Annotated in this window: 26 protein-coding genes and 2 pseudogenes; 11 read left to right on the forward strand and 17 right to left on the reverse strand. The window is 40.3% G+C overall.

All coding sequences use genetic code 11. From position 1 onward, the window contains the following. Window positions 1-13 precede the first annotated feature (13 nt). From PL9631_RS12255 to PL9631_RS12265, 3 genes are all read right to left on the reverse strand, one after another. Window positions 14-697 carry a pentapeptide repeat-containing protein gene (locus PL9631_RS12255; RefSeq protein ID WP_083620678.1) on the reverse strand — a complete coding sequence of 228 codons (684 nt, stop codon included), beginning with the start codon at window positions 695-697 and terminating at the stop codon, window positions 14-16. A gap of 213 nt (window positions 698-910) precedes the next feature. Then, a complete protein-coding gene (locus PL9631_RS12260; protein WP_083620679.1) occupies window positions 911-2,146 on the reverse strand; it encodes a ribulose bisphosphate carboxylase small subunit in 1,236 nt (411 codons plus the stop codon). A gap of 159 nt (window positions 2,147-2,305) precedes the next feature. Continuing rightward, window positions 2,306-2,500, reverse strand: a complete 195-nt coding sequence (locus PL9631_RS12265; RefSeq protein WP_156090547.1) for a hypothetical protein — start codon at window positions 2,498-2,500, stop codon at window positions 2,306-2,308. Window positions 2,501-2,615: 115 nt separating this feature from the next. Between PL9631_RS12265 and PL9631_RS12270 the strand changes: the two genes are divergently transcribed. From PL9631_RS12270 to PL9631_RS12280, 3 genes are all read left to right on the forward strand, one after another. Next, a complete protein-coding gene (locus PL9631_RS12270; protein ID WP_083620681.1) occupies window positions 2,616-3,335 on the forward strand; it encodes a pyridoxine 5'-phosphate synthase in 720 nt (239 codons plus the stop codon). Window positions 3,336-3,375: 40 nt separating this feature from the next. Next, entirely contained in the window at window positions 3,376-3,705 is a 330-nt protein-coding gene (locus tag PL9631_RS12275; RefSeq protein WP_083620682.1) for an MgPME-cyclase complex family protein, read from the forward strand. A gap of 74 nt (window positions 3,706-3,779) precedes the next feature. Then, a complete protein-coding gene (locus tag PL9631_RS12280; RefSeq protein ID WP_083620684.1) occupies window positions 3,780-4,472 on the forward strand; it encodes a hypothetical protein in 693 nt (230 codons plus the stop codon). A gap of 86 nt (window positions 4,473-4,558) precedes the next feature. Here PL9631_RS12280 and PL9631_RS12285 read toward each other — a convergent pair whose 3' ends face one another. The 3 genes from PL9631_RS12285 to folD all read right to left on the reverse strand — a co-directional run bounded on the left by PL9631_RS12285 (window position 4,559) and on the right by folD (window position 7,028). Continuing rightward, entirely contained in the window at window positions 4,559-5,041 is a 483-nt protein-coding gene (locus PL9631_RS12285) for a divergent PAP2 family protein (protein WP_083620686.1), read from the reverse strand. A gap of 19 nt (window positions 5,042-5,060) precedes the next feature. Continuing rightward, window positions 5,061-5,987 carry a geranylgeranyl diphosphate synthase CrtE gene (gene crtE / locus PL9631_RS12290; protein WP_083620688.1) on the reverse strand — a complete coding sequence of 309 codons (927 nt, stop codon included), beginning with the start codon at window positions 5,985-5,987 and terminating at the stop codon, window positions 5,061-5,063. A gap of 177 nt (window positions 5,988-6,164) precedes the next feature. Further along, window positions 6,165-7,028, reverse strand: a complete 864-nt coding sequence (gene folD, locus PL9631_RS12295; RefSeq protein ID WP_083620689.1) for a bifunctional methylenetetrahydrofolate dehydrogenase/methenyltetrahydrofolate cyclohydrolase FolD — start codon at window positions 7,026-7,028, stop codon at window positions 6,165-6,167. 42 nt (window positions 7,029-7,070) lie between these two features. On the opposite strand from folD, the gene PL9631_RS12300 reads away from it, so the two are divergent. Next, window positions 7,071-7,487 carry a hypothetical protein gene (locus tag PL9631_RS12300; RefSeq protein ID WP_083620691.1) on the forward strand — a complete coding sequence of 139 codons (417 nt, stop codon included), beginning with the start codon at window positions 7,071-7,073 and terminating at the stop codon, window positions 7,485-7,487. A 42-nt stretch (window positions 7,488-7,529) separates the two neighbouring features. Further along, complete coding sequence (locus PL9631_RS12305; protein WP_083620693.1) at window positions 7,530-7,952, forward strand: NUDIX hydrolase; 423 nt, start codon at window positions 7,530-7,532, stop codon at window positions 7,950-7,952. Here the strand turns inward: PL9631_RS12305 and PL9631_RS12310 are convergent. The 4 genes from PL9631_RS12310 to PL9631_RS12325 form a co-directional block, all read right to left on the reverse strand. Then, on the reverse strand, window positions 7,949-8,671 hold the full coding sequence (locus PL9631_RS12310) for a M23 family metallopeptidase (RefSeq protein ID WP_083620694.1): 723 nt from the start codon (window positions 8,669-8,671) through the stop codon (window positions 7,949-7,951). The two genes, PL9631_RS12305 and PL9631_RS12310, sit on opposite strands and share 4 nt — an antisense overlap. 14 nt (window positions 8,672-8,685) lie before the next feature. Further along, complete coding sequence (locus PL9631_RS12315) at window positions 8,686-10,257, reverse strand: NAD(P)H-hydrate dehydratase (RefSeq protein WP_083620696.1); 1,572 nt, start codon at window positions 10,255-10,257, stop codon at window positions 8,686-8,688. Window positions 10,258-10,310: 53 nt separating this feature from the next. After that, entirely contained in the window at window positions 10,311-12,359 is a 2,049-nt protein-coding gene (gene ligA, locus PL9631_RS12320) for an NAD-dependent DNA ligase LigA (protein WP_083620697.1), read from the reverse strand. Window positions 12,360-12,440: 81 nt separating this feature from the next. Beyond that, entirely contained in the window at window positions 12,441-13,403 is a 963-nt protein-coding gene (locus tag PL9631_RS12325; RefSeq protein ID WP_083620699.1) for an Npun_R2479 family HD domain-containing metalloprotein, read from the reverse strand. A gap of 141 nt (window positions 13,404-13,544) precedes the next feature. Between PL9631_RS12325 and PL9631_RS12330 the strand changes: the two genes are divergently transcribed. Genes PL9631_RS12330 through yidD form a run of 3 tightly spaced genes read left to right on the forward strand, consistent with a single transcriptional unit; the run spans window position 13,545 to window position 15,569 of the window. After that, window positions 13,545-14,390: a calcium-binding protein gene (locus PL9631_RS12330; protein WP_083620700.1), complete on the forward strand. Its 846-nt coding sequence runs from the start codon at window positions 13,545-13,547 to the stop codon at window positions 14,388-14,390. A 47-nt stretch (window positions 14,391-14,437) separates the two neighbouring features. Next, the gene (gene truB, locus PL9631_RS12335; protein ID WP_083620701.1) at window positions 14,438-15,331 is read left to right on the forward strand and encodes a tRNA pseudouridine(55) synthase TruB; all 894 of its coding nucleotides are present in this window, start codon (window positions 14,438-14,440) and stop codon (window positions 15,329-15,331) included. A 10-nt stretch (window positions 15,332-15,341) separates the two neighbouring features. Then, the gene (gene yidD, locus PL9631_RS12340; RefSeq protein WP_407947581.1) at window positions 15,342-15,569 is read left to right on the forward strand and encodes a membrane protein insertion efficiency factor YidD; all 228 of its coding nucleotides are present in this window, start codon (window positions 15,342-15,344) and stop codon (window positions 15,567-15,569) included. Window positions 15,570-15,629: 60 nt separating this feature from the next. Here the strand turns inward: yidD and PL9631_RS12345 are convergent, their stop codons facing one another. Then, the gene (locus tag PL9631_RS12345; protein ID WP_083620703.1) at window positions 15,630-16,532 is read right to left on the reverse strand and encodes a calcium-binding protein; all 903 of its coding nucleotides are present in this window, start codon (window positions 16,530-16,532) and stop codon (window positions 15,630-15,632) included. A gap of 713 nt (window positions 16,533-17,245) precedes the next feature. Here PL9631_RS12345 and PL9631_RS12350 point away from each other — a divergent pair. Then, on the forward strand, window positions 17,246-18,313 hold the full coding sequence (locus PL9631_RS12350; RefSeq protein WP_197046356.1) for a DUF1565 domain-containing protein: 1,068 nt from the start codon (window positions 17,246-17,248) through the stop codon (window positions 18,311-18,313). A gap of 265 nt (window positions 18,314-18,578) precedes the next feature. Here the strand turns inward: PL9631_RS12350 and PL9631_RS12355 are convergent, their stop codons facing one another. The 3 genes and pseudogenes from PL9631_RS12355 to PL9631_RS27535 all read right to left on the reverse strand — a co-directional run. Next, window positions 18,579-18,875 (reverse strand): DUF3493 domain-containing protein, encoded by a 297-nt coding sequence (locus tag PL9631_RS12355; RefSeq protein WP_083620704.1) that lies wholly within the window; start codon window positions 18,873-18,875, stop codon window positions 18,579-18,581. Between the two features lie 269 nt (window positions 18,876-19,144). After that, a pseudogene (locus PL9631_RS12360) lies at window positions 19,145-19,573 on the reverse strand (ISAs1 family transposase); the annotation flags it as partial. Further along, a pseudogene (locus PL9631_RS27535) lies at window positions 19,574-19,708 on the reverse strand (transposase family protein); the annotation flags it as partial. 233 nt (window positions 19,709-19,941) lie between these two features. Between PL9631_RS27535 and thrS the strand changes: the two are divergent. Both thrS and PL9631_RS12375 read left to right on the forward strand, forming a co-directional pair. Next, window positions 19,942-21,786 carry a threonine--tRNA ligase gene (gene thrS / locus PL9631_RS12365; RefSeq protein WP_083620707.1) on the forward strand — a complete coding sequence of 615 codons (1,845 nt, stop codon included), beginning with the start codon at window positions 19,942-19,944 and terminating at the stop codon, window positions 21,784-21,786. A gap of 830 nt (window positions 21,787-22,616) precedes the next feature. After that, complete coding sequence (locus tag PL9631_RS12375; RefSeq protein ID WP_083620710.1) at window positions 22,617-22,919, forward strand: type II toxin-antitoxin system RelE/ParE family toxin; 303 nt, start codon at window positions 22,617-22,619, stop codon at window positions 22,917-22,919. 41 nt (window positions 22,920-22,960) lie between these two features. On the opposite strand, the gene PL9631_RS12380 is transcribed toward PL9631_RS12375, so the two are convergent. From PL9631_RS12380 to hemE, 3 genes are all read right to left on the reverse strand, one after another. Further along, the gene (locus PL9631_RS12380; protein WP_083620712.1) at window positions 22,961-23,599 is read right to left on the reverse strand and encodes a Uma2 family endonuclease; all 639 of its coding nucleotides are present in this window, start codon (window positions 23,597-23,599) and stop codon (window positions 22,961-22,963) included. A 177-nt stretch (window positions 23,600-23,776) separates the two neighbouring features. Next, on the reverse strand, window positions 23,777-24,712 hold the full coding sequence (locus tag PL9631_RS12385) for an NAD-dependent epimerase/dehydratase family protein (RefSeq protein WP_083620713.1): 936 nt from the start codon (window positions 24,710-24,712) through the stop codon (window positions 23,777-23,779). Between the two features lie 238 nt (window positions 24,713-24,950). Then, the gene (gene hemE / locus PL9631_RS12390) at window positions 24,951-26,015 is read right to left on the reverse strand and encodes a uroporphyrinogen decarboxylase (RefSeq protein WP_083620715.1); all 1,065 of its coding nucleotides are present in this window, start codon (window positions 26,013-26,015) and stop codon (window positions 24,951-24,953) included. Window positions 26,016-26,036 lie beyond the last annotated feature (21 nt).

The following is a 26,036-nucleotide window of genomic DNA, read 5'->3' on the forward strand; positions in this document are numbered from 1 at the left end:
TTGTCTTTAATGATTATTCATGAATTGAACCGTCGGGCATGACAGCACCTTGTAAAATTACAGTTTCTAAGTGAACTCCTTCGAGGTTTGCGCCTTGTAAATTAGCATTACTCAGATTAGTAAATTGAGTTGCATCTCTAAATAATAAACTATTCACATCTGCAAAACTTAAATTACTGTTTTCCAAGTTGGCATATTGTAAATTTGTGCCTCGTAAACTTGTCTGGCTTAAATTAGCTTGACTTAAATTTGTTCCCCATAGTCTTGCTCCTAATAATTTGGCTTTTTCTAAATTAGCATAGCTGAGATTAGCTAAGGTTAAATTCACTTCTAACAAGTTTGATTGAGTCAAATTCGCATAAGATAATTGAGCATTGCTGAGATTTGCTCTTAATAAAATAGCGTTTTCTAAGTTGGCTTGCCTTAAATCTGCTCCCGATAAGTTAGCATATTTTAAGTTAGCTCCTTTTAAATTTGCTTGCCTTAAATCTGCTCCCGATAAGTTGGTATTTGATAAATCTAATTCTTGTAAATTTGCTCCTTCTAAGTTACAATGTTTCCAGATAAATGAATGACAATCTTTAGTTTCAATCAATTGTTTGATCGTTTTTGGATTAGCTGCATTAACAGGAAATGTCCAGCTAAAAATTAAACTTATAATTAACCCAATTTTAATCACGAAAGTAATCCCTTTCATGGCATAACTCAGATTGTGATGGTATAGAACGCAACAGTAGAGAAAGACTTCACCGTAAGGTTTACTGGATCATTCTTTCTCAAATACTGTTAGACGCGACTGCTATAGTTTATCTCAAAATGGGTTCCTAGAGGGTTAAACAAGGCAAGCTACTTTATATTAATTCTAAATCCCCCCTTTTTTTAGATCAGGGGGCAAGTTTAAACTGAAGACTTATGGTTTCTGAATGATCATTTCAATTACTCGCCTTTTAGCAATGGGATCAATTCCTAACAGGCGAATATAATCCTGGGGATGTTGAGTCAAACAAGTTTCAATTCCTTGAATAATATTGGCTTTTGATTCACTACCATTTAACCCGCAGCTATTCCAAGATCCGGTTTTAAATCGACGTTTATCGGCAGATTCTAAGCCGATACGATAGCCACTAGATAAAATATAATCAATTTGTTCTAGGACTTCAATAGGTAATTTATTACTCTCGGAATTGGGTGCAATGGGGTTCTGAAAACTAATTGTATTTTCGGAATTTACAGGGATTGGGGATGCTCCAAATTGACTATTAAATGTCCGAAACTGATTATATTCTTCTACTAATCGCATATCTTGAATGCGTTTTTGTTCTCCTACCATCAGTTGACCCATTTCAATTAAATGGGATAATTTAAAATTGGGGTTCTGAAATTCGGGAGGTTTTTCCGCACTATTAACAATCCGTTTAGAAATACTTTCTACTCCCAATTTATGAATAAAATCACGAATTTGTTCGTCATAAATCCGCGATCGCACTGCACTAAAAAAGTCGAGGGATTGTTCAGGAAAAGTATCAACTAATTGGGTAATATCCTGTTGGGATAGTTCCCCCGTCGGGAAAATTCCGCGTAACACGCCAATGCGTTCTTCCCTAGTCGGTTCCCAATAAAATTTTTCCATCCTTCCATCTCGAATTAAAGGCGCATATAGGGTGGAAAAATCATTTCCTGTAACAATAATTGGAATCCGATTTAAGGGCGTTGCATCATAACTTCCGGGTAATTGTACATTAGTTGGATTATCCGCTATATTCATTAATGTAGCGTTGACTAATTGAGTATTAACGGTATATTGAGTTCCCGAGTCAAACCGTCCCGCACCCGCATCTAAATCATTAATAAATAAGGCACACATTTGCCCCCGAACCTTCACTTGTTCCGAGGCTTCCCGATACCGTAATCTAATTAACCGCGCCGGATCTCCTGCATCGGGACTTTCTAATTCTCCACCGGAGATCATCACGGGTTCAAAACCCATTTTCTCAAATAATAATTCGCATTGAAAGGTTTTTCCCTCTCCTTTGCGTCCGTGAATTCCTAAGATCAAAGGAACTCTAACACCTGGCAATTGTAAAAAATTTTTGGTGATATGAACAGCTAGTTTATCGAGAAAACGAGGCGAAACATAATAAGACATATTCAAAATTACACAAGAGTTAAAATTTGATTCCTAAATTTAATTATACAATTAAAGGAACCCAAAATTAACACTAATCAGTTCACTACCCATTACCCATTACCCATTACCCATTACCCATTACCCATTACCCATTACCCATTACCCATTACCCATTCCCTATTGCCTATCTAACCAATCTAACAAGCGTTTTGAAACTTTCAATTGATTGTTGAGAATTTCATCCGATGCTACAACCACACCTAAAATGATGACTAAAGAAATAATATCCATAAGTGCGCCCTCATGCGGATTGATTAGAAAGTGTACTTTTGTTACAATATTAGCATAAACTGTACCGTCTAGTTTTGTCAACTCACGAGTTACAAAATAATTTCAATTATACTACTTTTTCCCTGGGACTCGACTTGACCGCAGTGGAATTATTTGTCAAGGTGAAGGACGGTATAGATACAAGGAGGGACAGCAATTGCCGACACTAGGAGTCAATATTGACCATATAGCCACGATTCGCCAAGCCCGTCGCACCGTTGAACCCGATCCCGTAGCGGGGGCTGTGCTTGCCGAATTAGCGGGGGCTGATGGCATTACAGTACATTTGCGCGAAGATCGACGCCATATTCAAGACCGGGATGTGCGCCTATTGCGCCAAACGGTAAGAACCCATCTGAATTTAGAAATGGCCGCGACGGATGAAATGGTGGCGATCGCATTAGACATCAAACCCGACTATATAACCCTAGTTCCCGAACGTCGGGAAGAAATTACCACCGAAGGGGGGTTAGATATCGCTGGCCAAATTCCTCGGATGACCGATGTAGTAACCAGCCTACAGGAAGCCGGAATTCCAGTGAGTTTGTTTATCAATGCCAACACCGAACAAATTACCGCCTCGGCTCAAGTGGGGGCTAAATTCATCGAACTGCATACGGGATGCTATGCAGAAGCCAAAGGGGAAGACCAGGCTAGGGAACTAGGGATTTTAGCCCAGGGCTGTCAACGGGCCTTAGAAGCTGGATTGCGGGTCAATGCCGGACATGGGTTAACGTACTGGAATGTTTATCCCGTTGCCGCCCTAGAAGGGATGGAAGAACTCAACATTGGTCATACAATAATAAGTCGGGCAGTTCTCGTCGGTTTAGAGCGAGCCGTCCGAGAAATGAAACAAGCGATTCTTGGGCAACTTTAACCCAAAAATCGTCCCATGATAGAATTTACAACGATTAACCATGCAGACTTATTACTACGTTTTAGGCAGTCACAAGTTTTTACTTGAGGAAGAACCCTTAGAAGAAGTGTTGCGCGAACGGCAACGCAACTATCGGGAACAGGAAAAGGAAATCGATTTTTGGTTGGTGCAGCAACCTGCTTTTTTAGAAGCGCCAGAAATGGCTGATATTAAAGCCAAATGCCCTCAACCGGCGGTGGCGATTATTTCCACGAATAAACAAGTGGTTGTCTGGTTGAAATTGCGTTTAGAGTATGTACTTACGGGAGAATTTCAAGCCCCAACGGCCAGTATTCCCGATGCTTTAAAGTCTTTAGCAACGGCGGTTTGAAAATCGAGATCCAATAGTTGACCCTGATCAGTACAATAAAAGCTGTTGCTTAATTGTTGTCAACTGCGGTGTTTATGCGTCAAAGTGGTGTCAAAAGGTTATCTGTCATCTTGGTTTCAGGTCTGCTCACGGCCACCAGTTGGGGTTTAGCAGTCCGAACCAGTTTAGCCCAGGAAACGTGTGCCGCACCAAAGCCTGGAGAATATTTGTTATTGATTGTCAGTAACACTTCCGAGGAACAAAAATTGGTGCAGCGCACGTTACCCAATGACATCAAGAGTGAGGTTTGTCGCTATTTGACGAATTTAGTCACCCGGGTAGGAGGATTTACTGATCCTTTAATTGCAGAGGATTGGGCCACTTATCTACAGGATAAGGTTAAGTTACCTGCTTATGTGGTGAAACAGGAGGTCACGGCCATACCCCGTCCGAGTCCGAATTCTGGTCTTGGCCCGACCCCGATTGTGCGAGAAACCCCACCCCTACCGCAGAAACAACCAACATCTAATCCTCAAGCCTTGGGGTCAGGTTATGCGGTTTTAGTGGATTATTTGAATCAGCCGGAATTAGCTGCACAATTACGAACCCTAATTGGTGAAAATCTAGGTTTAGTTTCCTATGGTCAGCGACGTTATTTATTAGTAGAATATACGACGGATTCTGAACGAGCAACAGCAACTTTAAAGAAGTTAAGTAGTCGTGGCTTTTGGTCAATGTTAGTTGATAGTAACCGTGTGACAGTTATTAGTCCTACGGTTAAACCTTAGCTTTAGGAGGGAACAGGGAACACCGGAACACCGGAACAGTAAAGATAAAGAGTGATAATGCCTATAAAAGTTACATGACAACGTTTCTATAGAGACGCTGGCAGGAAATGTAGGGGCCAATTTATCTCGGCAATCGCTGCGATCGCAATCCCCAACCCTAAACCCACAATCACTTGAAAGGGGGTATGACCTAATAATTCAATTAATCTTTCTTCGCTTAATTGTTTATGTTCTTCAAAGACTTCATCAATAATTTGATTTAAAATGCGGGCTTGTTTTCCGGCCGCTTGTCGAACTCCGGCGGCATCGTACATCACAATAAACGCAAAAACAACAGCAATGGCAAAATCAGGACTTCCCCACCCCATGGTTTTGCCCACTCCCGTTGCTAAAGCCCCCACAAAAGCCGAATGGGAACTGGGCATTCCTCCGGTTGTCACCAACACCCGCAGATTAATTTTGCCATGTTGGACTAGCTCCACCGCTAATTTAGAAAGTTGAGCCAGAATACAGGCTAACAGGGCAACCCATAACACTTGGTTATTGAGGATTTGAGAAAAGTCTTGCATATAATATAGATAAATAGCTTTAGTGAGTGCGATTAGTGATAAAATCTGCGATCGCTAACAGAGGAATAGCCCGGTCTCCATAGTGAGATAATTCAGCTTTTGCCGCTTCAATTAAGTTTTGGGCCTGACGTCGGGATTCCTCTATACCCCATAAACTGGGATAGGTGACTTTTTTGGCCGTTAAATCCTTACCTGCGGTTTTTCCTAACTCCTCCTGGGTTGCCGTAATATCGAGAATATCATCCACAATCTGAAACGCCAAACCAATATTACGGGCATAGCGAGATAACCCGGCAATTTCCGTTTCCTTCGCCCCTCCTAAAATCGCCCCACAGACCACACAGGCCTCTAATAATGCCCCAGTTTTATGGGTATGAATAAAAGTTAGGGTTTCTTCGGAAACATCCGTAAGTCCTTCCGAATCTAAATCCACCACCTGGCCCCCTACTAAGCCAGCGGCCCCCACCGCCCGACCTAAACGGGCAATTACCTGTAAAACTTGATTTGCGGGAACATCAGGGGTTTGGGTGGCCACAAATTCAAAGGCATAACTCAATAAACCATCCCCGGCTAAAATTGCAATATCCTCTCCATAAACCTTATGATTGGTCAGTTTTCCCCGACGATAATCATCATTATCCATGGCCGGGAGGTCATCGTGAATTAAGGACATGGTGTGAATCATTTCCAGGGCGCAAGCGGTAGCCATGGCCATTTCTATAGTCCCACCAACTAACTCACAGGTCGCCAAACACAAAATCGGTCGCAAACGCTTCCCTCCCGCCAGCAGAGAATAGCGCATTGACTCATAGATTTTTTCAGGGTAGATTAGGGGGAGAGACTCATCTAAAGCCCGTTCTACTAGGGTCTGTCGTTGGTTCATATAGGCAGATAAGTCAAACTGAGGGTTTTCCAACGGTGAGTTAATTTCGCTGACCAATACCATGACGAGTGCTTGTTGATAATAGGGGTAATGTTAACAAAAGTGGACTCCTGGGGACTTGATTTTTCCCTTCATCGCAGGAGCCAGATTTTAACTTCAGTATTTTACCAAAGAAATGGCTGTAAAACCCCGTCCTGACTTAGATTTTCTCTCAACTGATAACGGGTGACTGTTGACTCATTACTGCACTTTTTCCAAATAACTCCAAAAGGTGTTTTGCAATAACATCGCCACGGTCATCGGGCCAATACCGCCAGGAACTGGGGTAATATATTGGGCGATGGGTTGAACACTCTCGAAATCCACATCCCCGACTAGGCGAGATTTGCCATTATTATCAGTAATTTTATTAATTCCGACATCAATCACAATAGCGCCAGGTTTAACAAAATCCGCCGTAATCATTTGCGGACGTCCGATAGCGGCCACCACAATATCCGCATCCCGGCTAACTTTAGCTAAATCGTGGGTTTTAGAATGGGCAATAGTTACGGTACAATCAGCTTCTAATAACATTAAAGCCATCGGTTTTCCGACTAAAATACTGCGACCCAAAACAACGGCGTGTTTTCCTTTTAGGTCAATATTATATTCCTCAAATAGTCGCATCACTCCGGCGGGCGTACAACTTCTTAACCCCTTTTCCCCCCTAGCTAACCGTCCTAAATTTTCCGGGTGCAAACCATCAGCATCTTTCTTTGGATCAATTTCATATAGTAACCCAACGGAGTCCAAATTAGCAGGAAGGGGTAACTGAACTAAAATTCCATCCACTTGTTCATTTTGGTTCAGTTCATGGATAATACTGGTAAGTTTTTCTTGGCTAGTTTCTGCGGGGAAATGTTGACCAAAAGATGTAATTCCCACCTTAGCACAGGCCTGTTCTTTATTACGCACATATACCGCACTGGCCGGATTCTCCCCCACCATAATCACCGCCAAACCGGGCGGACGTCCAACTTTAGCTTGCCATATTTCTACCTGCTCTTGTAGTTGGGCTTGAATCTTTTTGGCTGTAGATTTACCGTCTAATAGATTATCCATAATTCGCTCTCTCTTTTGTCAATTAATATATTCAGTGACTCCATGACCTTTTCATTTTCACAGAAGTTCACCAAAACCTGGCAAATTAGTATTGTATTACTATTTGTGACCGGATTAGTCGGTTGTCAAAGTATTTCTCAATCTGAAAGTTGGATTAATTTTAATACCGCTAAAATTGAACTGCTACAACAAAAACAGAAAATAGGTGCTAAAGTTTATCTCAGAGGTAAAGTCAAAAGTCATGCACCCTTTTTAGGGGCAGGCGCTTATCAACTTCAAGATGATACGGGTTCAATTTGGGTATTTACCACTCAGCCTTTACCACCCCTCGGACAAGAACTATTAATTCAAGGTAAAGTAGAATATAAAAGCCTTTTAATTAAAGAGATGAAAGGAAAAGATATTGGAGATGTTTATCTCAAAGAAATTAAACGGGAACAGGGAACAGGTAATGGGTAATACTTCGACTTCGCTCAGTAACAGGGTAATGGGTAACAAATTATGATTGAAGTTGCTATAGCAATTCTTTATCGAGATGGAAAGTTTTTATTGCAGTTACGAGATAATAACCCAAATATTGTTCATCCTGGGGTTTGGGGATTATTTGGGGGACATTTAGAACCCGGAGAAACCCCAGAAACTGCCTTTAAACGGGAATTACTCGAAGAAATTAGTTATAATATTCCTGAGTTTTTCCACTTCAATTCCTATGCAGATTCCCTAGTCAATCGGATTGTTTTTTATGCTCCTTTAACAGTTAATTTGAGTCAATTAGTCTTAAATGAAGGCTGGGATATGGGATTATTAACACCCGAGGATATTCAAACTGGAGAATGTTATTCTGAAAAAGCAGGAATGGTCAGATTAATAGGGACTCTGCATAGAAAGATTTTATTAGATTTTATGGCTCAAAAGTTAGTTTAAGCCACAATAGGAACACTACCATCATCGGGTAAAATAGAACGGGGATTAACCTTTTCACCATCGGGGTTATGAACTTCAAAGTGCAAATGAATAGAATATCCTCCCCCATCAATTTCTAACCCTTCATAACCGAAACCCGAACCGCCCCGCACCCCGATAAATTGACCTTTGGTAACGGTTTGACCCACTTTAACCCGAATAGATTGTAAATGAAAATAAACGTGTTGCCAACCATTAGAACGTTTAATATAAATTGCCCGACCTTCTGCACCACTGGGATCATTTTTAATATAATCAACTACTCCATCACTCGCCGCATAACATTCATCGGGAGTATATCCCCCAATATCAACACCTGCATGAAGTCTCCCCCTCGCATAACCAAATTCAGCCCTTGAACCCATACTGGTTCCCGTCATTGGCCATATCCATTCGGCGTTAGATGCTGCAAAAGAAGCCGAAGAAACGGAACGAGAGGCGGTTAATTCTTCATCAGTTTCTAATAGTTTAACTTGATGAGCCAGAACAAACCAACTTGTCATATTCTTGGGTTTAGGAGAGATAAAATTAACTCGTAAATGGTTATCTTCTGCCTCAGAATAACTTTCTATTTCAAATATTGTATCACAATAAACCGAGATTTTTTCATTATAAGCAACTGCTTCGGCTGCAACTGGATGGAGCTTAAAAATTGTATGTTCCAAAACTTGTAATTTCATGGTTATCTCCTGATTTAATTTATGGTTTTTAGGGACTGTGTTAAAGCTAGAATTAAATATTGGGTTAATGTATAGGCATCAACCCCTAATTCCGTGCGTTCTCTTGCTGCTAAAATCCCGGCTTGGGAATGCCACCAAACCGCAGTATTAACTATTAATTCTATAGGTTTTTTCGCGAGAATCACAGGGGGTAAAAGCCCTCCTAATAATCCCGTTAAAACGTCCCCACTTCCCCCTCGACCCAAAGCCGGGGTACTATCAGGATTAATCCAAACTTGATTCGCGGTAGCAACACAGGTTCTAGCCCCTTTCAAAACAATAATAGCACCGGTCAATTCGGCGGCTTGTTTGGCTAATTTTATTTGATTTTTTTCTAATGCTATTAATTCAGGAAATAACCGTTTAAATTCTCCTAAATGGGGGGTAATAATTGTTGGGAATTTACGAGAAGATAGGGTAAAAACTGGATTCAACTGAGCTAAAATATTTAAAGCATCAGCATCTAAAATAATTGCACAATTTGCTGTGAATATCCTTTCCATAATAGCTTGAGCTTCTAAGGTCAATCCAGGGCCACAAACAATCGTTTGATAGCGACTTAAATCCAGATTTTCTGGAAGTTCAAGAATTGCTCCATTTTCAGTTTCAGGACAGCCAATAATTAGGGCTTCTGGTAATTGCAAACTTAACAAGGGTTTAATGGAATTAGGAACAGCAATAGAAACCATTCCCACACCACTAGCTCTGGCTCCTAATCCAGCTAAAATAGCGGCTCCTGTATATTGTTTGGAACCTGCTATAATCAATAAATGACCGTTTTTATATTTATGATGATTAGCCGGACGGGGCAAGGGTAAACTATTAATTGCAGTGTTCTGAGTGATGCGATTTAAGATAGGAGATTCTCCGATAATAGCATTAATATCCATCAAAGGAATATCAAAATCAATCAGTTCTGCTCTACCAATATAATCTAATCCGGTATCTTGTAAAAAAGCTGGTTTCCATAGTCCTAAACAGAGGGTAATATTAGCTCTAATTGCTGTTCCTAATATTTCTCCTGTATCGGTATGAATTCCCGAAGATAAATCAATACTAATCACAAATTTATTCCAATGATTTATAATATTAATATCTTCAGCAATTTCTCCAGTAATTTCCCGTTCTAGCCCAAATCCAAATAACCCATCAATTAGAACATCACACTGCTCTAATTCTTTGATATTAGAACTCAAATTAATACCTAAACTCTGAACATATTTATAATGGGTTTGGGTGAGTTCTTTTCGCTTTAAAAACGGACTATAAATTACAATATTATAGCCCATAAAATATAGTTCCCTAGCCACAACTAACCCATCACCACCATTATGTCCTGGCCCTACTAATATCCCAATTTTATGCTCAGGGGTGATTGATTTTTCTAAGAATAAATTTTTTATCCTTTGGGTAATTTTCCCGGCAACTTTTTCCATTAAAGCCGCCACAGGTATGCCCGCAGAAAAGATCCGTTCTTCGATATTTCGCATCTGTTCTGCGGTTACAACAATTTGTTCAATTTGTTTAGATCTAATTTGAGGATTCATAAAATTAATCATCTTAACTATCTTAAATAATATTTAAAACCCCAAAAAGATAACTAAAGATCAGACAGTAAAGCCTGTAATTCTGCTTCTGATAATAGGGTAATACCTAAATCTTGAGCTTTTTTTAGTTTAGATCCGGCTTCTTCTCCTACAACAACATAATCCGTTTTTTTACTGACTGAATCGGTAACTTTTCCCCCTGCATTTTGAATTAGTTTTTTAGCTTCTTCCCGTTTTAATGTAGGTAATGTGCCAGTAATAACAAAGGTTTTATTAATTAAGGGTTTAGACTTATTACTCTGATTATAGTCTATTTTATCTAAATTAGCAAGCTGTAATTCGGCGGTTTTTAATCGTTCTATTAAGCGTTGATTTGCCGGAAGATTAAACCATTGATCAACAGAATAGGCAATTTCTGGCCCGATGCCATAAACTCCTTCAATATCGGCGGCGGATGCTTGGATTAATTGCTCAACACTCTTAAATTTTTGGGTAATTAATTCGGCGTTCACGCTGCCCACATGACGAATTCCTAAGCCATACAATACCCGCGCCCAAGGTTGGTTTTTAGAAGTGGCGATCGCGTTGACAATTTTAGTCGCTGACTTTTCCCCCATCCGCTCTAAAGTCATTAATTGTTCAACCGTCAAATCATATAAATCCGCAACAGAATTAACTAATTTATGATTAACAAACTGTTGAACTAATTTATCCCCAATTCCATTAATATCTAAGGCATCCCTAGAACACCAATGAATCAAAGATCCTTGTAAAATTGCCGGACAAGAATCATTAATACATCGCGTTACCGCCTCTCCCAAGGGCTGCACAACCCCTTGACCGCATTCAGGACAATGGGTTGGCATTTCAAACTTTTTAGCGTCCTGGGGGCGCAATTCTAATAATACTTTAACGACTTCAGGAATAATTTCCCCGGCTTTGCGTACAATCACCGTATCACCGATGTGTAAATCTAACTCAGTAAGGCGATCTCGGTTATGTAATGTGGCCCTTTGCACCGTAGTTCCGGCCAGTAAAATCGGGTTAAGTTCCGCAACCGGGGTTAAAGCTCCAGTTCTTCCTACTTGTACGGTAACAGATTTTACCTGGGTTGGCATTTCTTCTGCGGGATATTTATAAGCGATCGCCCATCGAGGAAATTTCTGAGTAAATCCTAATTTTTCCTGTAGGGATAAAGGATTAATTTTAATCACCACTCCATCGGTCATATAGGGTAAATTTTGGCGTTTTTCCTGCCAATATTCACAGTATTGAATGACTTGATCTAAATTAGAACAAACTTGACGATTAGGATTGACTTTAAACCCCATTTTTTGCAATAATTCCAAATTATCCCATTGGGTTTGAGCAGCAACAATTTCTAAATCATTCTGTTCTGGAATTTGTAACGTATAGGCAAAAAAATCCAGTTTCCGTTCAGCTACAATTTTAGAGTCTAATTGTCTTAAAGTTCCAGCAGCAGCATTTCTAGGATTAGCAAATAATGATCCTCTTTCTTTTTGTCTTTCTTGATTAATAATTTCAAAAATTTTTAAGGATAAAAAGGCTTCTCCTCGAACTTCAACTAAAGCCGGGGGATTTTCTAATTCTAATTTTAAGGGAATTGAACGAATTGTTTTGACATTTTGAGTAATTTCTTCCCCGGTTATCCCATCTCCTCGCGTTGCACCTCGGACTAATATTCCATTTTCATAAGTTAATGCTAAAGCCGATCCATCTATTTTGAGTTCACAAACATAAGTCGGCAATTCCGATGAATTTATAGCTATTTTTAGACCTCGATCTTGCCAAGTTTCTAACTCATTAAAACTAAAAGCATTGTCTAAACTATACAATGGAATATTATGTTTAACCGATTGAAATTGAGTCGCGGGTTTTTCTCCTACTCTTTGAGTCGGGCTATCCGTTGTAATCAGTTGGGGATATTGTTGCTCTAAATCTTGCAATTCTCGATAGAATTGATCATAAACCGAATCCGCCATTGTCGGTGAATCTAAGACATAATATTCATAACTGGCTTTTTGCAATAACCGTCTTAATTCTTGAACTCGGGTTTGAATTTCTGAGGTAATTTCTATCATGGTCAGTTGCTATATTTTTGATTAAAAAGGAAGGTCAATTGATTAACCTTCCTTGATATGAATAGGGATTTTTTTGATCCCTTACAGGTTGAGATTTGTTAATTCACTAAACACCAACTCTTTTTCATCTGTTGTGATACTATTCTTATTAGTTTGTGTAGGACTACTCCCATTCAGTTCAGGCGGAAATTGATTAATTCCTTGTAAAATTCGGGATTCATTTTCCACTTGAAACACATTGGCGTAGAGGTTGGCAACAATCTGTTTTCCTTCTTGGGTTAATTCCAAATATTTCAGCGCGGCTGGAATATAAGGAAACACACCATTCCAGTAAAATTTAGCATAATTTCGACGTAAATCTCCGGGGGTTTTATAGCCTAAAACCTTGTTAGTTCCTACTTCTTCAAACTCATAAAATAGGGAACTAATTTTTTTCAAATACCGGGGATCACTAAGTTGACCAATCAAATCCGCCGCCCTTGCTAGTCCTGAATAATTATGTCGATCTTGATGGGTTTCATCGGCCGGAACTGGGAAACGAGTTAACTCAATATTCCGTTTAATTTGTTCCGCATCAATTAAATTATGCCCGCCAAATCGTTCGTCAATTACTAATTTTCCCCGATCAACATGATAAGCTGTTAAACTAGCCGATGTTGCCCCCACTGAAATCGGCACAATCCCATCTCCAATTCCCGTGGCAAATAGACCGACAGACTCCTGATCTTGCCTACAAACACCCTTCACATAGCCAATATCATGACACAGTAAAGAAATAATAAAATGTAACCAGTCTTGAGGAGTTACCCCCCCTTCGCGAATATGTTTTCCGCGTAAAATTTCCTGTCCCACTAACGTCACTAACATGGTATGCTCAACGTTGTGGTAAAGAGCATCACAATTGGCAATATTTTCCAATGCCATTGTTCCAGCCCAAGCGATAATTTCGGGGTAGTCTGGTTTAAACCCTCCGTAAGTCCGACGATATCCCCCTTGTAATTGTTGAACAAAGACATCAATTAGAATGGCTGTGGCATTAATCATAACTTATTAGTTAAATAAAGTGCTACAAACTAGATAATCAGTTATCTAGTCCTGGGTTTCAAGGCTTAACCTAATTATATTCGATTAATCCATTGTCCAGGCATGGGCAAAATTTCAGATCAACCTAATTTTTAACCTATTATGACATCTGCATTTGATCCCGATTTAATTTTTTTGTTACTCGATAACACCCTACCCGGTGACACCCTACCCGGTGACACTCTACCTGGCGACACTATAACCGATGGTAACACAACTGTTCCTGGGGACACCGGGGGAACCGGTAATACAATTCCCCAAATTACCGATACTCTGGGTGCTAGTCTAGGGGGAACTGCTGGGGCAGATATTATGCAAGGGAATATCGGTCGTGATAGTTTGTATGGTCGGGGGGGAGGAGACACAATTTTTGGAGACGACGGCGAAGATTTCATTGATGGGGAAGTCGGAAATGATTATATTAATGGCAATCAAAATCGGGATTCTATTCTCGGTAGTGATGGAGATGATACCCTATTTGGAGGCAAGGGCGCAGATACTTTAGAGGGTGGCAATGGCAAAGATTTATTATTCGGAAATAATGATAATGATGTATTAACTGGAGGGGATGATAGTAATAATACTTTGTATGGTGGAGCCGGAGATGATTGTCTAGTGGGGGGAAATAAAGATGATTTTTTATCCGGCGATCGCGGTCAGGATATTTTAATCGGGGCTGACGGGAGAGATACTTTCTTTATTTCTGTTAATTCTGGTAGTGGAAATCGGGCTTTAACTGATGTTATTGATGACTATAATCAAAATGATGATGTAATTTTGCTACCCAATGACTTAGCCTTTAGTCAATTACAATTTGAGACGGATAGTTTGAATGGAGTTAACGGTTTATTTATTCGGACAGATGATCGAGATAACCCCACTTACGTAGCATTTATTCCTGATTTTACAGGCAATTTAAGATCGGGAAATTTTAAATCTCTCCCTTAATCAATTATTAAATAAAATCACCCTTTTAGATAGGAAAATCAATCCTCATGTACGGGTTTCTCAACCTCAATAAATCTGCGGGATTTACCTCCCATGACTGTGTGGCGCGAGTTCGCCGAATCTTAAAATTAAAACGGGTCGGACACGCTGGAACCCTTGACCCAGCAGCCACTGGAGTATTACCCATGGCTCTGGGAAAAGCTACTCGCCTGTTACAATTTCTCCCCTCTCATAAAGCCTATCACGCTAAAATTAGATTCGGGATCACGACCACCACCGATGACTTAGAAGGCGAAACCTTAACAACTCAATCTGTACCCCATTTACAACTAGAAAATATTCAAGCTATCTTACCCCAATTTATCGGTAAAATTGAACAAGTTCCTCCTATTTATAGTGCAATTCATGTTCAAGGAAAACGATTATATGATTTAGCTAGAAAAGGCGAAATTATTGAGGTTCCTAGTCGAACAGTCGAAGTTTTTGATCTGAAAATTCTGAACTGGTATCCGGGGGAATTTCCCGAATTAGAAATTGCGATCGCCTGTGGTTCAGGAACCTATATTCGCTCCATTGCTCGGGATTTAGGAGCTATACTTAATACGGGAGCTACCTTAGCCAATTTAATCAGAACAGAAAGTAGTGGTTTTGGTTTAGAAAATAGTCTAACCTTAGAAACCTTAGAAACCCAAGTTCAGGAGCAAACTTTTTCTCCTCTATCTCCTACAATTGCTTTAAATCACTTAACAACAATTATCCTAACTGCTGAATCAACAAAACGTTGGTGTCAAGGACAATCTATTATTATAGAAAATCAAATAATAGAAGATCATCCCGTAAGTGTTTATGATCAAAATCACCAACTCTTAGGAATAGGAAAATTAATCAAAACTTCCAATCAAATTCTCCTGACTCCCCAAATTGTTCTAGCTGAAAATTAACCGATTGAATATGATTAAGAACCTATTTATTATTCTAATTAAAGGCTACAGACTTTTAATTTCTCCCCTGTTTCCCCCCGCTTGTCGCTTCCATCCCACCTGTTCCCAATATGCCATTGAAGCCCTAGAAACCTTTGGCATTGTCCAAGGAAGTTGGTTAGCCCTCAAACGAATTTTACGCTGCCATCCCTACCATCCCGGAGGCTATGATCCCATTCCTCCCAAACCCGAAGATTAGGTACAAATAAAAAAGGGGTAGACTAGCTACCCCCAATTCTGAATGACTACAAGTTAAGACTTAGAATATTTCAAAGTCACTGGCTTGCAGGTTAGGATTATTGGTAAATGTAGCCACTTCTTGGGCAGCACCACCGGTCAGGAAGTATAACTTGCCATTGGCAGAGTCATAAACCAGTCCAGTTGTACTCGGAGGTGTGGCAGGATTGAAGTTAGCAATCACTTGGAATTCACTGGTTTCTACACTGACACCTAGAGCAGAGAACACATCAGAAGATAGGGCAACTCTGTCAATTCCCGGTGCGAAATCAACAACCACATCAGCATTAGCACTGCCTACTTGTGTAAAGGCAAAGGTATCGTTTCCAGCATTACCGCTTAAGTTGTCATTGCCTTTGTCTCCAGTAATGAAGTCATTACCGTCTCCACCCGCAATGACGTCATTTCCTTGGCCACCATAAATGGTATCGTTTCCGTCACCACCATAAAGGGCATCATTGCCTTGTTCACCCCAGATGACATCATTGCCCGTGCCACCATCGATGACATCGTTGCCATCACCACCGGCTAGAATGTCATTACCAGCGCCACCGGAAATGTTATCGTTTCCGGCATCACCATTTATGGAATCATCCCCATCACCACCATAGAGGTTGTCGTCTCCTTGACCTCCGTAGATTAGGTCATTGCCACCTAGACCATAGATAACATCATTGCCTACGTTACCGTAAAGCTCCTCATTTCCGCTTCCACCATAGATCTGGTCGGGGCCGCCAAAACCGTAAATGACAACATTGGTTGCGGCTCCGGCGGAAAGAATATCACCTTGTTCTCCACCTGCAATTAGGGTAGTGTTAGCTGTACCTGCAATACTATTAGCTTTACCTTCTACACCAACTAAAGCAACTCCCCCAAACGGGCTTGATACCTCTATGACGCCTTCGGATGTTATTACCTGAGACATTTAAGTTCTCCTCACTTGAGTTAAATAATGTTAGCGTTTTGATCGTTCTGGGATTCTACAATAGGAACTTAGTTACTGGTAGCTTTAGGGATAATTAAACTTCAACTTACCAGGGATTCCAGTCGGCTAATGAATACCACGTTTAGTTTATCCTAAAGAGAACAAACAATCCAGTGCATCTTAACAGAAAAAAGGACAATGTTGGGAATTGAACAAAGTCCCTGTCTAGTAGATACAAACAACAGTTTGACACCACTAACTAGAACCCAATGGAGTGAAGCCAAGCACCCGTCAGTAATGAGTAAAAAAATATCGTATCAGCTTAACAGAAGTGTCAAGAAAATAGCAAGAGATTGATAAATTTTCGTCTTGGCCTTCAATATCGAGAAAAGGAATAGGCCTTGATCTCACATCCATTCCCAGGTTTGGGTTCAAAAAAAACTAACTATCGCTTGATGTGAAACGATTGACCTCCTGATGGGCACAAACCAGTCCCAAGTGACCAGGGTTTCTTGACATACCCTGTTTAGAACGGCTCTGCTGAGACTGACTTAGCACCGGATTCAAAGCGGACGTAAGGACAATCTGGCTTCATTGACTGACCAGAATCTTGAGAAGTTCCCAACAGAATCATGATTTTATTTGGTGAAAACCGAATTGATTGATCTGGATCAGCTAAAATGCTTGGAGTTAAACGAATCCCAGCGATATCTATGTCAAATCAACAGGAGCCCATGCAACGATTGACTTTGCCCTACCCGAATCGATCCCTTAGCCCCAGTCCTCAAGGGTTAAGGGCATGGGTAACACTGATTTTAGGACTGGGACTGATATCAGGAATAGGAAGTCCCGTTTTGGCTAATATCCCCAGGATTCCACCCAACCCCCTGTTGCTGTCGCAAAATGTGGCTCAAGCTTCAATCATCTATATTGATCCCAACACGGGAGATGATGGCGAAACCTCGACAGGAAGCCAAACTAGCCCCTATCGTTCGATTACCTATGCACTGCAAAAGGTTCCACCGGGTACGGTGATTAAACTTAACCCAGGTACTTACAGCCAGGAAACCGGAGAAGTGTTTCCCCTATCCCTGAAAGATGGAGTGACATTGCAAGGAGATGAGACGACCAATGGACAAGATACGATGATTATGGGTGGGGGAAATTTCGTTAGTCCTACTTTTGCACGACAAAATGCCACGATTAAAACTCAAGGTGACAGTCAAATTATCGGGGTTACAGTTACCAATCCTAATACTAGAGGAACGGGTTTATGGATAGAATCTTCCAGTCCTGTGGTGACTGGCTGTACATTTATTGATAGTAAACGAGATGGGATTTTTATTACTTCCGAAAGTAATCCGAAAATCCAGAATAATATATTTGTTCAAAATGCCGGAAATGGCATTTCAATTGCCCGTTCAGGAGCCGGAGAAATTCGGAATAATGTTTTCCAAAATACTGGATTTGGGATCTCAGTCAATGATGAAGCTTCCCCTACAATTATCGAAAATAAAATTATCGAAAATCGAGATGGAATTGTAATTTCTCACCAAGCTAAACCCATATTACGAAATAATTTAATTGAAAATAATGAACGAGATGGAGTGGTTGCTATCTCCCAAGCTCAACCGGATTTAGGCACGGTTGACAGTCCCGGACAAAATATTATTCGGAGTAATGGTCGTCATGATGTCTATAACGCCACCCGGGGTTATACCCTGATGGTGGTGGGAAATGAAATTGATCAAACCCGCATCTCCGGTGCGGTAGAGTTCTGAAAACAAAAAGCCAGCTTCCAACTTAGGGAAGCTGACCTTCATCTTTTTATATGTAGATTTGTTATGTTTAGGGTCTTTATAAAAGCTGACCCCATTTGAGCGATTAAATCGGATTTATGGTTAGGATCTTTATAAAAGCTGACCCCATTTGATTCACTATATATAATCATGCCAGGGATCAAGGAAAAACCTGGATTTCTTAATGTTTTTTTTATTTTCTTTTGTTTGCGTCTTGTGTAGGTAGATTGAGAAATATATAGTTATGTTACTTTGGGCTAGATGGACGGCGACTGCCTCGCTGTTCCCAACGAAACAAGCCCACCATTAGGGCCACGACTCCCACCTGTAGAGCTAAGTTGGGTAAGGCCGAGGCAACATTCCGCCCTGCCAATAGTTGGGCTAAGAATACCACCGCACCAATAAAACCCGAAGCCCCCAAACCAATATAGATAAACTGTCGTAAACCCCGATAAGGAGCGAGTGCTTCCGCCTTCAGACGGGTATATTGTTCGGGACTGATTTGGGAATTGTATTCAGAAGGATCAGATTTAGGTGTTTTCATATTAGTTATAGCGCTAGGAAACAGGGAACAGGGCAGGGCTGTTTCATGTTTGAAAATTATAGCCTACTTTTGGGCCATAATTCTCAAACATGATAGCTATTTTCCGAATAATTAATATTTCATATAATTGCTATATTAATATTAATTATAGGAGATATCATCTAAGCAACATAAATATTCTTATTCCCTATGGAGTAAGACTTACATTCCCGATTTTTATCTATTTTTCCTAAATTAATTGCTCTATTTTTTAATTTTTAACTATCGGATTAAGAGATAGCCACTAATTTCTCCCAATGATTTCCTAACCACCTTCTTCCCTCTGTTATTGACCAAAATCCTAAACCTCTGAAAATATTCAATCCTAGGGTGTTGAGCAGTGCCCAATTAGTCGCCGCTTGTACTTGATGAATTTTCATACTATCCTCTTTAAATAACACATCTTTTACCCAATGAACTTGATTCTCAATCCCCCAATGCCCTTTAAATTTTTGGGAAAAAAATTCCGCCTTTTCCCAGATACTACTTATATAATAAACCGTTTCTCTATAAGGCTTTTTTCCTCTGTATCCCCACCTTTCTACCTGAATTATACTTTGAATATGTTCCCAAGGGCTTTCAATTTTTATCGATTTTTTAAACACTGATACCCGACGAGTTATTTCTCGTCCATGACCCCGCTCTTTTTGAGTATCTATCTCTCGATATCCTTGATGCCCTGACATCACCCCTAAAACTACTACTAATAGCACTTCCCATAAACTATACCTTTTTCCCTGACTTTTTCGGAAATCCTTGACTTCTTTTAAATTTTCTATTAAACTTGTTAGCATCTTTATTTTAGAAAAAAATGGCGATCACTCCCCATTTTATCAGGTGGCGATCGCTCTTTCTTTAGTCTTTTTCACCCGACTTTGAAACAGCCCTGGGGGTAGGGGAGATGAGGAAATAATTGATAGTGTCAAACCCATAGTTAACAGCCTATAGGTCTGTTTTTCATATTTGTTTCCTCTGTTCTGTACAATTGGATTAACAAACTTTTATTTTACTGTTGTAACTTTAATCAATGTCTATATCAGAATTAGAGGGTTTGCAAGAACCCTTAGAAAATAAAAAAGTCCATTTGCCTAAAACCAGTGAATCCGAGAGTTTAAAGCGGATTCGACATACTGCGTCCCATGTTATGGCGATGGCTGTTCAGAAACTGTTTCCCAAGGCACAAGTCACCATTGGCCCTTGGATTGAAAATGGGTTTTATTATGATTTTGATAGTCCTGAACCCTTTACCGAGAAGGATTTAAAATCCATTCAAAAGGAAATGGTTAAGATTATCAAACGCAAACTCCCCGTAATTCGGGAAGAAGTTAGTCGGGAAGAAGCCCAAGAGCGTATCCAGAAACTGGGAGAACCCTATAAACTAGAAATCCTAGCGGGGTTACAGGAACCCATTACCCTGTATCATCTAGGCGAGCAATGGTGGGATTTGTGTGCGGGGCCCCACGTTGAGAACACGGTTGATATTGACCCTAACGCCATTGAACTCGAAAGTGTGGCCGGAGCCTACTGGCGCGGGGATGAAACCAAAGCCCAACTGCAACGGATTTATGGAACCGCTTGGGAAACCCCCGAACAATTGGCCGAACATAAACGCCGCAAGCAAGAAGCCATCAGACGTGACCATCGCCGTTTGGGCAAGGAGTTGGGACTGTTTATCTTCTCCGATTTAGTTGGGCCAGGATTGCCCCTGTGGACACCTAAAGGAACCCTATTAAGAAGTACCTTAGAAGACTTTCTGAAACAAGAACAGGTGAAGCGGGGCTATTTGGGCGTCACTACTCCCCATATTGGCCGGGTAGATTTATTTAAAACCTCGGGACATTGGCAAAAATATCAAGAAGATATGTTTCCAATGATGGCGGACGATGAGGAAGCCAAAACCAACGAGCAGGGGTTCGTCCTAAAACCCATGAACTGTCCGTTTCATATCCAAATCTATAAAAGTGAGTTACGTTCCTATCGGGAACTTCCCATGCGTTTAGCAGAATTTGGGACAGTTTATCGGTATGAACAATCAGGAGAATTAGGGGGTTTAACCCGGGTTCGAGGCTTTACCGTTGATGATTCCCATTTATTTGTCACCCCTGAACAATTAGATGATGAATTTCTCAAAGTTGTGGATTTAATTCTCTTTGTCTTTAAGAGTTTACAACTAACCAACTATAAAGCCAGACTGAGTTTCCGTGACCCCAGTTTAGATAAATATATTGGGTCGGATGAAGTTTGGAATAAGTCAGAAGGAGCGATTCGTCGGGCGGTAGAAACCCTAGGAATGAACTACTTTGAAGGAATTGGGGAAGCCGCTTTCTATGGCCCGAAATTAGACTTTATTTTCCAAGACGCCTTAGAGCGGGAATGGCAATTGGGAACAGTTCAGGTGGATTATAATTTACCCGAACGCTTCGATTTAGAGTATGTCGCTGAAGATGGAACCCGTCAACGTCCGGTAATGATTCATCGTGCCCCCTTTGGCTCCTTGGAACGATTAGTGGGAATATTAATAGAGGAATATGTGGGGGATTTCCCCATCTGGTTAGCACCCGTACAATTCCGACTATTACCCGTCAGCCAAGAATTTCTTCCCTTTGCTCAAGAAATTGCCCTCAGAATGCGCTCTGCTGGAATTCGGGCGGAGGCGGATGCCAGTAGCGAGCGTTTAGGGAAATTAATTAGAAATGCTGAGAAAGATAAAATTCCGGTGATGGCCGTGGTTGGAGCTAAGGAAATAGAAGCCAATTGCTTGAATATCAGAACTCGGGCGGATGGAGAGTTAGGGGAAATTCCGGTTGAAACTGTAATTCAACAACTGCAACAGGCTATTTCTAGTTACGGGAATTTTGCCAAGACGGTTTGACACTCCCGGTGCCTAAAGGCGTGGGGATTCTTGGTTCAGCGAAACCACTTAATCAAAGTACCTTGCAGTGCTTTAACCAGAGGTGGGATTCTCCCCAAGCGTAGATTCGGGTATGCCCTACCCTATTCGCATTCCTGCGAGTTCTTTTTTAACTTGAAACAAATTTATTTCAAAGAAAACTGGTTGTTGAGCTTCCCACGAATCTTTTACCCACTGCTGGAGGAAAACTAGAACTGTGCAGTAGAACCCTATAGATTCAATTGTCAAGGTTCAGCGTTTTGCCGTTAGGCATACTAGGTTTTTATACAGGTTGCTTACCTTTTCCTGTCACCGAAAATGGTAGCACAATCAGACGTTAACGAGCAACCTAATATAAAGCTGTCCTAGAACGACGGGGTTTTAAACCCATTTTTTCGATAAATTCAGGCTTACACCTGGACAGAACCATCTGATACTATAATGATCTGTCATAACTATAGACTGGATTTGAAACAATGACTGAAGCATTCGATTTCCCGGGGACATTTTCCCCGGGGACATACAATTTATCTTTGATGATGACGACCTTATTCACCGATAAAGTCGGCGTTAACAGTGTGTTTCGGGTGCTTCAGTTATTGAAAACTATAATAACTATAAAAAAAAACCAAAAAGATTATGAGTTCAACCAAAAAGGAAGTAGAATCTTTGTTGACTAACCTACCTGATGATTGTTCACTGGAGGATGTGCAGTACCATCTCTATGTAATCGAAAAAGTCCGTCATGGACTTAAGATTCACGAAACGACCAGGAATCTAATACAAGAGGAAGCAGAAGGTTTATTAAGTAAATGGGTTATCAAGTAGTTTGGTCGCCTCAAGCCATAGATGATATTGATGCAATTGCCGCTTACATTGCACGAGATTCAATTTCTTATGCGGCGGCGGTTGTCCAGAGAATCATTGAGGTTACGCGCAACTTGAGCAAGGCTCCTGAAGCGGGAATGATTGTTCAAGAATTTGGCGATGAAAACATCCGGGAACAATTTGCTTACACCTATCGAGTCATTTATCAAATCCGAGAAGACACTGTTACCATTGCTTCTGTCATTCATGGGAAAGCCCTATTAAACATGGAATTGAGTCAACAGTAAATTTTTATTTCATCCCCGTAGAGACGCGCCATGGCAAGTCTCTACAAGTTTTTTAGGGTTTGACGGAACGATTTTACAGCAACTAAAGGATTAGGATGTTGTACATATTCCGCTAATATTGTTAAATTTATATTGGGGAGAATTTCACTATTATTAATTAATTCATAGCCTGATGTTTGCTGAAATTGTTTGACATTTTCAGACCGGAAATGATAGACAAGAAACCGATTATTTTGCCAAAACCAAACCTCACCCACTCCCAATCTTTGATAAACTTCTAAACGATTAATTCCCCCACTGGTAATCACAACTTCAATCGCTAAATCAGGAATTTCCTTATTACTTCCAATACAATAACTTTCATCGGGTTCCGTGCCCCCGCGTTGTTCCGGGTTTCGCAATGTCATCGAACCTGTGGGATAATATTCCGTGTCCGTTTCCAAACAATAAATCAGTAACAAATCTCCAATTAGAGTTTTAATCCTTTCATGGTTGCGACTGGGTGACATAACTTCTAAAATTCCATCCAAATAGGTTAAGCGAAATTCCAAACTATCCCCCAATTGAGTTAATAGGGTTTCATAATATTCCCAACTTACCTTATCTGTAATATAACGAACTTCTGAACCTTGCAGGTTTTCATCAGGATTAAGTAAAGTTTCCAGTTTACTCGCCAACATAGTTAATTCTCCTATTTAAAAAAATTAAATCAAAAACCCGTTGTTGCGCTTAAGCGCATCTTGAAAGACTTTTAGCCCCCTGGTCCCTATCATAAGTTAACTTAGCCAATAGCCTGCGGCATCGCTGCGCTCGGGCACGTCTCTGCGTTAAAACCCGTTAAATAATCTGAGTCATCTTTATTTTAAAACATCCGTAAAAGTTGAACAATAGGTAGATAAATTATAAACCCCAGGATAAATCGGATTTTGATAACTAAAATGGCGATAATCTAAGCAAAAACGATCCCAATCTGCCATTTGAATCCTAAATAACCAGATAAAAAAGTTAGCCAAACCCGGAGATAAATTAAAACGAAAATAAATCCGTTTCTGATAATATTCACAAGCCATTTCTATCGCTTGATTTAACGTAATTGCCGGATTTCCTAAGACAAATTGTTCCGTTTCTTGAGAAATTGGAGGATGATTAACTAAATAATACACCACCTGAGCAATATCGGCAGCATGGATAAAATGGAAACTTGCATCCGCTTGAAACCAACGAATTAAACCCATCCATTTCACCACATCAGAAATCCCCCCCGACAAATGAGAATAGGGTTTATTTTGTTCTCCTCCTAAAACCAAAGTCGGAAATAATACCCTTAAAGGCGGTAAACTAGGAGCTATTTTTAATAATTCCTGTAAACATTCATATTTAGTTCTAATATAATCCGTGCCAATTTCTCCCGCTTCGGGTAATAAATTATTATTTCTATCTAAAATACTAGCGGTTGAAAAATATAGAATTTGTTCACAAACTTGAGGATTTAATAGTTTTACTAATTCTAAATTTGCCTTAACATTAATCTCTAATACCTCTTGATATCCTCCCCAAGCGGTCGCAATTAAAATCACCGTATTAATTGTAGGTAATAAATCTTTGAATTTATTAATTTCTCTTAAATCCCCTTCAATAATATGAATACCCGGGCGACTCTGATAATCAAATCCTAATTTTTTGGGATTTCTAACGAGTAGAAATAACTCATCCTCGGTATTCTGAATCAGTTTTTCTACCAAATAATGACCAATACAACCACTCGCACCAGTAACAAAAATTCGCTTTTTCATATTATTAATAATTACTTTCCTTACTGGGGATACAGAGTATTCAAGATTGACTTGAACCCGCCCCTACAAATGCTATAAATCTTGAATATATCCTCTTTGTGTCTTCGTGCCTTTGTGTTTTTTTTGGAAAATTAACAATACCAAAAACTTCCGATATTGGATTTATTTCTAGGGTAGGAAAACCCCACCCTAGATGCGCTGAAGCGCAACAACGGCGCAACAACGGCGCAACAACCAATTAAGGATTAACCTTTAATAATTGATCCGCTTGTTTTGCTGTTTCAAAGAAATAGGCAACGTTTTCTTCTGGAGTATTTTGGAGAACACCATGCCCTAAATTGAGAATATGACCTTGATTTCCGGCTTTTCTAATGGTGTCTAAAATCCGATCTCGGATATTTTCTTTAGACCCGAATAAAATACAGGGATCAAGATTTCCTTGAACTCCAATATTGTGACCCAGACGTTGACGCGCATCAGCCATATCAACCATCCAGTCCACACTGACAAAATCAAATCCGGTTTTAGCCATCCGTTCTAATAATCCCGAACCGCCACTAATATAAAGAATTAAAGGCGTATCAGGGTGGGTTTGTTTTACTTGATCAATCACCCGTTTTTGATAGGGAAGGGCAAAAACTTCGTAATCTTGGGGGCTTAATTGACCCGCCCAAGAATCAAACATTTGAATTACTTGGGCGCCAGAATCAATTTGATACCGGACATAAACAGCGATCGCATCGGCAATTTTTTCTAAGAATTTATGCAGAATTAAAGGCTCAGAAAATGCCATTTTTTTAATAATTGCATAATCCTTAGAACTTTTTCCTTCAACCGCATAGGCGGCTAACGTCCAAGGAGCACCAACAAACCCTAATACCGCGGCTTTATTTCCCACTTCTCGACGCAAAGTTTGCAGGATTTCTCGAATGAAAGGAAGTTTTTCTTCCGGTTCAATCGGATGTAGTTTTTCAATTTGTTCTAAACTACGAATGGGAGGATTAATAATCGGCCCTTTGCTTTCGATAATATCAAAATCAATCCCAATTCCGGGTAAAGGCGTTAGAATATCAGAAAACAAAATCACCCCATCGGGTTGAAAAGCTCGGAAAGGTTGCAGAGAAATTTCAACAGCGATATCCGTTTTTTCAGAGCGGTCACGGAAGGAAGGATATTTTTCTCGCAGATCACGATAGGCTTTCATATAGCGACCCGCCTGGCGCATCATCCAGACAGGGGGACGATCTAGTTTTTCACCACGAGTAGCGCGCAACAAATAAGGAATTTCGGTCGATTCGGTCATCTTAACGTTACTAAAAGTTTA

Source organism: Planktothrix paucivesiculata PCC 9631 (genome assembly GCF_900009265.2).
Classification (GTDB): Bacteria; Cyanobacteriota; Cyanobacteriia; order Cyanobacteriales; family Microcoleaceae; genus Planktothrix; species Planktothrix paucivesiculata.